Raw genomic sequence first — 11,676 nt, 5'->3', positions numbered from 1 at the left:
AATAAAAAAAGAATTAAAATTCTGATGAGCAATCAGCTGAATATTTGTTAATTAAAACAGCACATTTGTTGATTGTTTCAGAATCTAATTTTACAGTTGAATTTTGGATTTTATGAAGTAATTCTTCAATAAACAAGTCTTCATCAGTTAAAGGCATGTTTATAACTACAACTTCATGGTTTATGAATCCAACTAATGGTTCAACAAAACAATTTTTAATGTTATTATCATTAAGGAAGTTAATCAAATCTTCTCCTAAACTTAATGATTTTTGTTTAACTTTATTGTCTTGTGGGAATTTAGCCTGTTTGGTAGTATATTTAAATCTTTGTTTACCATAACTGCCAATATCTTCAAATCTTTCTTCATCAGAAGTAGTGCTTCCTATTAGATTCAAATTTTCATTTTCTGATTCTAATCTAAGTTTTGGATTATACTTTTGTGAAAGCAATGCATATATTCCAGTTGGTCCTACTACAACGTGATTAATACCTGAAGATGATGTTGGAGTTCTAACATTATAGAATACATAAAACTCTTCTGGAAGACTAAGTAAGTGTTCTCTGATAATTCTTGTTCTTTCTTCAGTCTCTTTTATGTCTTTATTTCTATATAGTCCATAACATAAAATGATTACTCCAATAAACAATGCAGCAATTCCAATACCACCATTTATGGTTAAAATTTCAATTATACTCAAAATGAAAATCACAGCTCCGATAATAACAGGAACTTTATTTCCATCAAAGTTTGGTATTTTTGAAGGTTCAATTTCAAATTTAAGTTCTTCTTCTATATCTGGAACTGGAGCATCAGTTATACCTCCAATTTCAGGTTCACTTAAACTAATTTTATCAAGAAAACTCTTTTTAGGTTTTGATTCAACAATATTTGCTGAATAATAATCTTCTTCAATTCCTTTGAAAAATTCTTCTTTAAGGAAATTTTTAAGAGTGTCATAGTCATTAGTTTGAGGAATATCGAATTCTCTTCCAAATTTTGATAAAACGGATTGTGGTATGGTTGTTCTTGCTGTTTTTTTCATTACTGGTTCTTTTTGTTCTTCTTCTTTTTCAGCATCAGCTATTTTTCTCATATGCTCTTCTGAGAAGAAGTTTTCAAGTCTATCAGTAAATGTTTTTATTGAGGTATTATCATAATCTGTAGTAAATTCTTCAGATGTTGGTTCATTAGGGATTGTTTCTTTTCTAATGTTTTGAATCTCTACTTTTCTCTCTTCGATATAGGAATCTAATTCTTTGTTTAAATTTTCATCCAAATATCTTAAAGATCCACCACAACTGTCACATTCATAATCAAGAATGCTGTCAGTAGTTTTGATTTTGTATTTTAATCCGCAATCTTGGCACTGAACAATATATGAATTATTGTATCTTGTTTGACTAATAGCGGAGTCATTGGATTCATTTTCTTCATTAGAATAGTCTTCTAAGTATTCTAAGTCACCTGCACATGAAGAACACTCAAATGTGGATATGTCATCGTCATCATTGAGTTGGTATTTTGCACCACAGTTCTTACAGCATACAACTTTCATATTATCCTCTTAAATTAATTTTTATGATACTATTTTTCTATTTTTTTTATTATATATGTTTCTAAAAAACAGGTAAATGTTTAATTAAAAGGAGTTTTATTATTTTTATATAAATACAAAGTATCAATATTTTTAACCATGGTAAAATTTGTCAGGTTAATAGGATGGTTTGAAATATAATATGTGATATTACTTTGATCTATTTTGCTGTGTACACTTGAAGGTATTCCTTCGATATTTGTTCCAATCCACCAGCTATATGGTCTTACATTGTAAACACCAATAGTCATGTTTTTGTAATCAGGATTGTTATCAATAATGTAGTTTGAAATCTCTTCTGGAGCAAGATATTTGTTTGTTGGCTCAAAGGTTGCAGTAAATGCAAATGCCTGAATTACAAACAACACTATCAAAGCTATTGGAATTATATTTTTATTAATTTTGATGTGTGAGTGGATATTTTCTATTGCTACTAAAACAAAGAATATGAATGCTGGAAATGTTGGAAGTATGTATCTGTTTACTTTAACAATATTAAAGCTTAAGAAAATTGCATTTGCCAAAATCCAGCCTAACATAAATATTCCTACATTGTAATTTCTATCTTTTGCAAGTAAATATATTCCAATATAAATTAAAATTGATGTAATTATTGAAGTAACTCTTGTAAAGCTTAATATTCCTATTAGTAATACTATAATTGCAATTTTATCATGTTTTTTAAGATTAAATCTGTTATCATATAGCCAGAATCCTGCTCCAACAAATAATAATGCAAATACAATATATGATAGGATTGTAGGGGAGTTTAATACAGGGTTTGCCTCAAATACAGTATGTGAATTTGATATGAAGTTAGGATAGTTTTTCAAATAGTATCCAACATCAGGAGTGTAAGCTGGATCTTTTACAGAACCACTTGTTCCTTTAATTCCGCTCATCATCTGGTTTCCTAATTCGAATTGACCATTACCCATAATTAGTACAATTGCAAGTAAGATTACTCCAATAGCCACTCCTATGAGCAATCCTTTTTTCATATAGTTCCAATCTTCTGGTTTTATTGCAAATCCGTTTTCAAGAACATAAAACAAGAAAAATGCTGGAATTGTTAGAATAATGGTGTATCTTGTGAAAAATCCAAGAGCCATTACTGGAATTATGTACTGGTAGTATTTTGGATTTTCTTTAATTGCGATTAAAGTAATAATTGCAATCCATATAATCATTGAAACACCAGGAATGTCTAATGTTCCGTTTGCAAGCCAGGTTAGGTAAAGTGATGATGAAGAATAAATTATCACACCAAGAAGGCTTAACTCTTCTTTAAAGAATTTTCTAAGTAAAATGTATAATCCGATATTTCCAATTATTGCAAATAGTCCAGTAACGATAAATATTGCTAATTTATCCACTAATCCTATTCTAAAAAGAAGTGAAGTTAAAAAACAGATTACTGGAGAGATATAAACAAAACTTGTTGTACTTATTTTTTCTCCAGTATAAAAAAGAGCATTTAAAAGATAAACATACACATCAGAACATGCAATACCAATTGAATTATTAAAGTTGATATAATATCCAACTAATATTGTGCTAAATAATAAAATAGCTATTAAATATGCTTTATCTTTTTTATTTAAATTGAACTCTTTTAACATTGTTAGTTAATTTATTTTGTGTTATATATAACTTTTAGTTATAATGATCCAAATACAAATGCAACAAATGCTATTAACATTCCTATTTTTAAGTTTTTAGAAGCTTTTGCAGCAACTTCTCTTTCTTGTGATTTTAATATGATTATTGCAGAATAAATGAATAATACAACTGCAATAGCTATTACTGGTAGGTATAATATTCCAAATACATGATAATAGTATAATAATGGACATAATGCGCTGTCAACCACGATTAAGATAGCAGCAAGTATTGCAGGTTTTTTTGCACCAATTAAAATAGGCAATGTCCTTGCCCCATCTGCTTTGTCTCCTTCAATATCTTCAATATCTTTTATGATTTCACGTGCAGTTGTCATAACCAATGCGAAAAATCCAAGGAATATTGAAGTCATTATTATAGTTGGATTATTTATGGAAAATCCTCCAAATACGAATCCAAAACCTGTCATAAATCCAACTGTTAAATTACCAAGAAGTGGAGTTGATTTTAATTTGTATGCGTATAAATAAAGAACTACATCAGCAAATAATACAATTGCAAATGGAATCCAATTGTTTGTAAGATAACTTATAAAAAACCCACACACGGTTCCCATAAAGAATAAAAAATAACCATAGTTTCTTCCGTTTTTTAGAGATATTCTTCCAGAAGGTATTGGTCTATCAGGTTTATTTATTAAGTCAATTTTGTAGTCAAAATAGTCGTTAATCACATTTCCAGCTGCAGTTTCAAAAAATACTGCAAGCATTGCAAGCACTACAGGTATTGAGATTGTTTTGTCAATAAGTGCAACTAAAATGATGGATATTGCACCCATTAATGCATTTCCAGGTCTTAAGATTTCTATATATGGATTCATATTTTAATTTCCTATAATTTGTTAATTCAATTGGATAATTATATAAAGTATATTAATTAACATAATATTAGTATTTTATTTATTAAAGTATTATTTAATTATAATTAATGAAGCTGGTGTTATATTGAATAAAATTAAAATAGCAATTGTTGGATTAGGGAATTGTGCAAGTTCTCTTATTCAAGGAATACATTATTATGATGGCAAAAATCCCGAAGATGCAATAGGTCTTATGCATTGGGATATTGGAGGATATGAACCTAGTGACATTGAAGTTGTAGCTGCTTTTGATGTTGATGCAAGAAAAGTTGGAAAGACTATCGACGAAGCTATTTTTGCAAAGCCAAACTGTACAACTGTTTTCCAAGAAGATATTCCTAAATATGATGCTAAAGTATGTATGGGTCATATTTTAGATGGTGTTGCACCTCATATGGCTAATTATGATGATGAATACACTTTTGTTGTAAGTGATGAAGAGCCTGTTGATGTTGTTGAAGTCTTAAAAGAAAGTGGTGCAGAAATTTTAGTTAACTACTTGCCTGTAGGTTCAGAAGAAGCTGCAAGATATTATGCTCAATGTGCTCTTGATGCTGGTGTTGCATATGTTAACTGTATGCCTGTATTTATTGTAAGTGATGATGAATGGGATGCTAAATTCAAAGCTAAAGGAATTCCTATTGTAGGTGACGATATTAAAGCTCAAATCGGAGCTACTATTACTCACAGAACACTAGCTAGTTTATTCATGGATAGGGGTGTAAAATTAGACAGAACCTATCAAATCAATACAGGTGGAAACACTGACTTTTTAAACATGCTTAACCGTGAAAGATTAGACTCTAAAAAAGAATCCAAAACCGAAGCAGTTCAGTCTGTTTTAAAAGAAAGAATGGATGACAGGGATATTCACATTGGTCCTAGTGATTATGTCCCATGGCAAAAAGATAACAAATTATGTTTCCTCAGAATGGAAGGACGTACATTTGGTGATGTTCCAATGGAAATTGAACTCAGATTAAGTGTAGAAGACTCTCCAAACTCTGCAGGTTGTGTAATTGATGCAGTCAGATGTTGTAAAATTGGTTTAGAAAGAGGTATTGGTGGACAGTTAACTTCTATTTCATCATACACTATGAAACACCCTCCAATTCAATACACTGATGATGAAGCATTTGAAAATGTTGAAAAATTCATTTCCGGTGATTTGGAAAGATAATTTTTCAATTTTTACTTTTTTTATTTTTTTCACAACTGTCATTTTTTTTTAAAAAATTCATTAATTTTGCATATTTTTATATAATACAAATAATATAAATGTATAATGGTATATTTTATAGTTATTTATAAATAATTTTAAAGAGGTGTAAATAATGGCGAAATTGAGATTTACAGAAACAGCACTTCGTGACGCTCACCAATCTCTACTTGCAACAAGGATGAGAACCAGAGACATGATTCCTATCGCTGAAGAAATGGATAAAGTCGGTTATTTTTCAGTAGAAGCTTGGGGTGGAGCTACTTTTGATACTTGTATTAGATATTTAAATGAAGACCCATGGGAAAGATTAAGACAATTAAAATCCGAATTTAATAAAACTCCTATTCAAATGCTTTTGAGAGGACAAAACTTAGTTGGTTACAAACACTATCCAGATGATGTTGTAACAAAATTCGTAGAAAAATCATATGAAAATGGTGTCGATATATTCAGAGTATTTGATGCTTTAAACGATATCAGAAATATGGAAAAAGCAATTAAAGTTGCTAAAGATCAAGGAGCTCATGTACAAGGTACATTAAGTTACACTATAAGTCCTGTACACACTATTGATGATTTTGTTGATTTAGCTAAAGAATTAGAAGCTCTTGATTGTGATTCTGTTGCAATTAAAGATATGGCTGGTTTAATCACTCCTGCAGCTGCTTATGAATTAGTATCAAAATTAAAAGAAGAAACTGATTTACTTGTAGATTTACACTGTCATTGTACCAGTGGTATGACTCCAATCAGTTATTATGCTGCTTGTCAAGCTGGAGTTGATATATTAGATACTTCCATTTCACCTCTTGCATGGGGAACAAGTCAACCACCTACAGAAAGTATGGTTGCTGCTCTTCAAGGAACTGAATTTGACACTGGTCTTGATTTAAAATTATTAACTTCTATTAAAGAATACTTCAAAGATATTAAAAAGAAATATTTAGGAATTTTAGATCCAATTTCCACAAGTATTGATGCTGATGTATTATTATATCAAATTCCTGGAGGAATGCTCTCAAATCTTATTTCCCAACTTAAAGAACAAAATGCACTTGACAGATACAATGATGTATTAGATGAAATGCCTCGTGTTAGAAAAGATATGGGATACCCACCTCTTGTAACTCCAACAAGCCAAATTGTTGGTATTCAATCTGTAATGAATGTTTTAGGTGGAGAAAGATACAAAACAGTATCTAACGAAGTTAAAGATTACATGAAAGGAATGTATGGTAAACCTCCTGCACCTGTTGATGAAGAAATCTCTAAAAAAATCATTGGTGATGAAGAAGTTATTACCTGCAGACCTGCAGACTTACTCGAACCTGAATTCGATAAATTCAAATCTGAAGGTATGGAAAAAGGATTCGTTAAAACTGATGAAGATGCATTAACCTATGCATTATATCCTTCAATTGCTCCTAAATTCCTCAAAGGAGAAGCAGTTGAAGAAGAAATCAAACCACCCCACTCCCTTAGTGAAGATGAAACTATTGGAATTCCAACTCAATATAATGTTGAAGTTGATGGGGACATGTTTGAAGTTAAAATCATGCCTACTGGATTTATGGAAATTGAAGAAGCAGGCGACGGTAATTTCCACCCTGTTGAAGGAGGAGTTACCTCTTCAATGCAAGGTATGGTAATTAAACTCAACGTTAATGTTGGAGATAAAGTCACAAAAGGATCTACTATCTGTGTTATCGAAGCTATGAAAATGGAAAACGATATCCAATCTGAAGTTGATGGTGTTGTAGAAGAAATTTTCGTAGAACCTGGAGATGCAGTTAGTGCTGGTGACACTTTAATGGTAATCAAATAGATTACCTTTTTTCTACTTTTTTTTAAATACTCTTAAAATTAAAATTTTACATTGAAAAATAGCTATTTTTTTTAAAAAAATAAAAAAAATAAAAAAAGTTAATGTTTATGTTTATTCAATCATTTTGTATGCGTCGTAAGCAGCGTAAACTCCGTAAGCAAGGCTTATTATCATACCAATATTGCCTAAGTTTATTACGTAGGTTACAAGAATACCTAAAACAATAGCGATTGCGAAAAAGATTACACCTTTTTTAATGTCTCCAGCATATGCTTGTCCTAATCCTGGGATTAAAAAGGATAATACTGCTCCAAGAATTGCGTTTGCCATATTATTTTCCTACATTTAAATCAGTTAATTATAAATTCTATTTTTATACATATAAAACTTTAGATTTTATTTAATAAATTACGAATAATTCTGTTTATTGTATATTGTAATTATTAAATATCACTAAACATAAATTAATAATTAGTTGTGATATTATGAAAAACATTTTTGATGAAGTTCAATTTGCTGATTTAAAACTTAACAGTCGTATTGTTAGAACTGGAACTTGGGAAACTGAAACTGCTGAAGGTGGTTTTTTAACTCCTGATGTTTATGATAGATATGAAAAAATTGCAAGTAGTGGAACCGGTTTAATTGTTTCTGAAATATTTGCACTTGATCCTAAAGACAGATTTTTCCCTTATTCAACTAATATGAATTACAGAGGTTTTATTAAAGACTATCAGATGGTTAGTGATATTGTTCACAAATATGATGTTCCAATTTTAGGTCAATTGGCATTTTTCTATTATGATGACGGGGAAAATCAAAAAGTGGAAGCTAATGAAATTACTGAAGAAGGTATAAGAAAATTACAATCTGAAGTGATAATGGCTGCTAAAAAGTTTTCATTTGCAGGTTTTGATGGAATTCAAATTAATATGGGGAATAATTTTTACCTTGCGAGATTCATGAATCCATATTTCAACCAAAGAGATGATAAATATGGTGGAAACACAGAAAATCGTGCAAGAATTTCTACTGAAATCATTAAAGTCATTAAAAAGACAATGGATATTCATGTAAGCTGCAGATTAAATCCTTGGGATGCAAGAAAAGGTGGAATGACTGCTGATGAAAGTATTGCAATTGCAAAAGAACTTGAAAAAGCAGGTGCTGACAGTATTCAACTTACAGCACGTACAATTTCACAAATTTATGATAAAGGTGAAAAACATCCATTTTTGGTTTATGTTGAAAAATTGATTGATGCTATTGATATTCCTGTTGTTTTAGGAGGATCATTTAGAGATATGGATTTAATTAATGAAATATTAAATAGCTCAACTGTTGATTTTGTTTCAATGTCAAAACCATTTGTTGCACAACCTGATTTGTTGGCTGATTGGAAGAAAAATGGAAAAGGAGTAGCTATTTGTCATAGCTGTAATAACTGCTATTCTAAAAAAACCAGTACTTGTTTTAAATTCTAGTCATTGTGACTAGTTTTAAAACTATCTTTTTTTATTTTCATATCTACACTAATTAACTCATTATTACCATTTTTGCATAATTCTTTATTTTCAATGATTTTTGATGTAATTATGTGATAGGCGTCTTTGTTAAATATCATTAAAATTAATGTAATTGTTATAAAATAAGTGATTTGAAAAAATGTGAAAATAAACCCTATTGGGAAAATAAACTCAAAAAACTCAATTGGGTCATTTTCACATAATTTTATGTCATACGTTGCTTTTATTTGAAATTTTTTTTCAAAAATTGTTGCAAATAAAAAGGCATATAGTCCCGCCCACCCTGCCATAATGAAAAATTCTTTTCATTATATTTTATTTAAAAATGCACAATGTTTCGTCTTTATTCATGTCATGATATAATTCTGCTTTATTTTTATCAAAGTCTATTACTTGCACCATATTGTATATGTCTTCATTTAAGTTTGGATTTATGTCTTTTAAGATATTTTGATGTTTAAATATCATTTCTTTATTGAATTCGATTTTCTTTTCATTTTCAAACAATGCTCCGTAATATATTTCTGCTTCTACCAAATCTTGGAACATGTGGCTTCCAAAAGATAACTCGGGCATATAACCAACTTTACTGTATGATTCTTCAAGGATTGCTGAGAAATGACTAATGTCTGCAAATACTACTGGAATACCTAATTCTGGAGAGGAGGTTCCAATTCTTCCAGGAACAATTAAAATAGCTCTTTTTTCATTTTGCTTACAATAGCTATTTACATTACTAATAACTCTGGAGATTGAACCTTTTTGTGCGTATGGGTATTCGTAATATTTGTGTGGATCAACATAACAGATTGTATCTATTGTATTTTTCCTAGACATTCCCATTGAAGATTGTTTAATGTGGAAGAACACATTTTTATTTTCAGGCATTTCAATATCTTCCGTACTTGTTGAAACTTGAAGAGGTCGGCATTGTAATAGGTTTATATTAAACGAATTATCCTCTCCAATGTTTAAAGTATATTCAATATCAACAGGATAGTCATATGCAGTTTCCAAGGTTTTCAAGATAGTTTTCATTTTGTCTATGAAATCACTGTTTTTCACAATTCCTTCACAGTTGGCAAATACGATTTCTCTTTTTTGGCCACGGTCACGAAACATTCTTTCTGCTTCTTTGTCATGTTCAACTAACACTTTTTTTGCATATCTTGGAATTATATCTAAACCTTCACTAATTGGAATGTCATGTAAACTGACGTTTTTTAAATCAATAACATCCAAATAATGCTGGGAATATTTGTGCTTTTCTTTTACATCTTTCATTAGAGTTACTTCAGGCTTATCGAGGTTAATGATTCTAGGATAGTCCTTTTTGGTTCTGTCTACTGCTTTTGTACCAAGACCCATTACAAGTCTTAGCATCCCTTTGCTGTTGTCCATATCTGGAAGAGGTGAATATGGACTGTAGGAAAATCCTACTCCTGCAGCAGTTGGGAATAGGTAGTTTCCATGATATGATCCGGAAACTCTTTGAACTAAAAGACCCATTTGTTCATCAGTATCATCTAAGTTGTTTAATTTCCTGTATTCTAAAGCGGAAATGTTCATTGTACTTGAATATACAACTTTTACTGCATCTTCAAAAGCTGCTAGACGGTCTTCAAGACTTCCCTGATTCGCACAAAATACTGACTCATATTTTCCAGCAAATGCATTTCCATAACCATCCTCAAGAAAACTACTTGAACGGACAATAATTGGGCTTTGACCAAAATAATCAAGGATGTTTATGAATGCTTTTTTAATTTCATCTGAGAAAGTACCATTTTTAAGACCTTCTTCTAACTCTTTTCCATATTTGTAGTATCCTTCTTCGGTTCTCTGTTTTACTCTAAGATCCCATAAGTCATTTGAGACAATGTAGGTGTAAAACAAATCAGAACCGATATAAAAGGAATCATCAGGTTCAAGATTATTTTCATATATCTCTGGACAGTTTTTTTCAATAATTTTTCTTGCAAGTAACATTCCGCAGGCTTTACCACCTACTAATCCGCTTCCAACTCTACGGTCATAAATTGTTGTGTAATCTTCAAAAGTAAAGTATTCCTTAATTTTTGAAAGCATTTGCTCATCTTTTGTCATCATGAGTTCACATAATTTATCACATTCGTCATCAACGTTTTCTCCTTTTTCATACTTCATTCTAACCTGAAGCATGTATCTCTCCCAGCTATCTAAGGTTTGTCCGTTTTGATGTTTGTCAGAATCGTTGATAGTTTTATAATACTTACTAACTTCCTGACCTTCCTGTAAAACTTTAAGAATTCCAGTTTTTGAGTTGTATTTATGTCCTAAAAACATTGTCTGAGAATATCTGTTCCAAACTTTTAGAGGGGATACATAAACTTCTTCTGGTGAATTTGAGTACACATTTAGGAATAACTGTGTAGTTTCACGAATTTTAGCTATTGCATCATATGAATGTCTTCCACGAATAATTGGGAAAAATGCTACAGTATCAAGCTCAAATAAAAATGGACAGGTAACTTTAAAGAAGTTACTCATCATTAAATCTGTTGACCAGACTGCCTGAAGATCACTTAAACAGTCAAAAACATAAAAAGCATCAAAGCCTTCTTTTTCAATAATTCTATGAACTTCTAAAGTAAATGTTTCAAACTGATTATATGGATTTACCTGATATATTTTAATCCCGTCACGTTCTATCATGCAGAATTCTGTATCAGGATTGTTCTGTTCAGCTTCAAGCAATTCAAAGTCTTTTTTGCTCATTTCAATTAATGGAGGATGTTTAGCAAATCTGATATAGATTAAGTTTCTATTATCCTCTTTAGCTTGCTTTACATATGGATTTACAAAGTATGAAAATTCATTTAAATTTGTAACATTCCATACGACATTATCTCCTAAACGGATATTGTCTAAAGCTTTATCAAGCCCATGGATTCCAGATTTAACCCTATCAAATGCAGCCATAAT

9 protein-coding genes are annotated in these 11,676 nt (G+C 30.5%); 3 read left to right on the top strand and 6 right to left on the bottom strand.

The genetic code is table 11. The annotated features are described in order from the left end of the window. Positions 1 to 13 precede the first annotated feature (13 nt). The 3 genes from PUD86_02840 to PUD86_02830 all read right to left on the bottom strand — a co-directional run bounded on the left by PUD86_02840 (position 14) and on the right by PUD86_02830 (position 4,100). The gene (locus PUD86_02840; protein MDD6776214.1) at positions 14 to 1,558 is read right to left on the bottom strand and encodes an NERD domain-containing protein; all 1,545 of its coding nucleotides are present in this window, start codon (positions 1,556 to 1,558) and stop codon (positions 14 to 16) included. A gap of 80 nt (positions 1,559 to 1,638) precedes the next feature. Further along, positions 1,639 to 3,219 (bottom strand): glycosyltransferase family 39 protein, encoded by a 1,581-nt coding sequence (locus tag PUD86_02835; GenBank protein MDD6776213.1) that lies wholly within the window; start codon positions 3,217 to 3,219, stop codon positions 1,639 to 1,641. 38 nt (positions 3,220 to 3,257) lie between these two features. After that, entirely contained in the window at positions 3,258 to 4,100 is an 843-nt protein-coding gene (locus PUD86_02830) for a UbiA family prenyltransferase (GenBank protein ID MDD6776212.1), read from the bottom strand. Between the two features lie 124 nt (positions 4,101 to 4,224). On the opposite strand from PUD86_02830, the gene PUD86_02825 reads away from it, so the two are divergent. Then, complete coding sequence (locus tag PUD86_02825) at positions 4,225 to 5,319, top strand: inositol-3-phosphate synthase (protein MDD6776211.1); 1,095 nt, start codon at positions 4,225 to 4,227, stop codon at positions 5,317 to 5,319. 154 nt (positions 5,320 to 5,473) lie between these two features. After that, positions 5,474 to 7,186, top strand: coding sequence for a sodium-extruding oxaloacetate decarboxylase subunit alpha (gene oadA, locus PUD86_02820; GenBank protein ID MDD6776210.1), 1,713 nt, complete (start codon positions 5,474 to 5,476; stop codon positions 7,184 to 7,186). Between the two features lie 111 nt (positions 7,187 to 7,297). Here oadA and PUD86_02815 read toward each other — a convergent pair whose 3' ends face one another. After that, positions 7,298 to 7,516 carry a hypothetical protein gene (locus PUD86_02815; protein ID MDD6776209.1) on the bottom strand — a complete coding sequence of 73 codons (219 nt, stop codon included), beginning with the start codon at positions 7,514 to 7,516 and terminating at the stop codon, positions 7,298 to 7,300. Positions 7,517 to 7,671: 155 nt separating this feature from the next. On the opposite strand from PUD86_02815, the gene PUD86_02810 reads away from it, so the two are divergent. Further along, positions 7,672 to 8,670, top strand: a complete 999-nt coding sequence (locus PUD86_02810) for a tRNA-dihydrouridine synthase (protein ID MDD6776208.1) — start codon at positions 7,672 to 7,674, stop codon at positions 8,668 to 8,670. On the opposite strand, the gene PUD86_02805 is transcribed toward PUD86_02810, so the two are convergent. Further along, positions 8,667 to 9,002: a hypothetical protein gene (locus PUD86_02805; GenBank protein ID MDD6776207.1), complete on the bottom strand. Its 336-nt coding sequence runs from the start codon at positions 9,000 to 9,002 to the stop codon at positions 8,667 to 8,669. The genes PUD86_02810 and PUD86_02805 overlap by 4 nt on opposite strands. Before the next feature lie 25 nt (positions 9,003 to 9,027). Next, positions 9,028 to 11,673, bottom strand: a complete 2,646-nt coding sequence (locus PUD86_02800; protein MDD6776206.1) for a PEP/pyruvate-binding domain-containing protein — start codon at positions 11,671 to 11,673, stop codon at positions 9,028 to 9,030. Positions 11,674 to 11,676: the final 3 nt, after the last annotated feature.

It is taken from the genome of Methanobacteriaceae archaeon (assembly GCA_029219465.1).
Classification (GTDB): domain Archaea; phylum Methanobacteriota; class Methanobacteria; order Methanobacteriales; family Methanobacteriaceae; genus Methanocatella.
The sequence above is the reverse complement of the archived record's forward strand: the minus strand, read 5'-3'. Positions and strand labels throughout refer to the sequence as shown.

What these genes read in the sequence shown, in the direction of transcription:
- PUD86_02840 (MDD6776214.1), bottom strand. Translation starts at nt 1,558, where the DNA reads ATGAAAGTTGTATGCTGTAAGAACTGTGGTGCAAAATACCAACTCAAT.
- PUD86_02810 (MDD6776208.1), top strand. Translation starts at nt 7,672, where the DNA reads ATGAAAAACATTTTTGATGAAGTTCAATTTGCTGATTTAAAACTTAAC.
- PUD86_02830 (MDD6776212.1), bottom strand. Translation starts at nt 4,100, where the DNA reads ATGAATCCATATATAGAAATCTTAAGACCTGGAAATGCATTAATGGGT.
- PUD86_02815 (MDD6776209.1), bottom strand. Translation starts at nt 7,516, where the DNA reads ATGGCAAACGCAATTCTTGGAGCAGTATTATCCTTTTTAATCCCAGGA.
- PUD86_02805 (MDD6776207.1), bottom strand. Translation starts at nt 9,002, where the DNA reads ATGGCAGGGTGGGCGGGACTATATGCCTTTTTATTTGCAACAATTTTT.
- oadA (MDD6776210.1), top strand. Translation starts at nt 5,474, where the DNA reads ATGGCGAAATTGAGATTTACAGAAACAGCACTTCGTGACGCTCACCAA.
- PUD86_02800 (MDD6776206.1), bottom strand. Translation starts at nt 11,673, where the DNA reads ATGGCTGCATTTGATAGGGTTAAATCTGGAATCCATGGGCTTGATAAA.
- PUD86_02835 (MDD6776213.1), bottom strand. Translation starts at nt 3,219, where the DNA reads ATGTTAAAAGAGTTCAATTTAAATAAAAAAGATAAAGCATATTTAATA.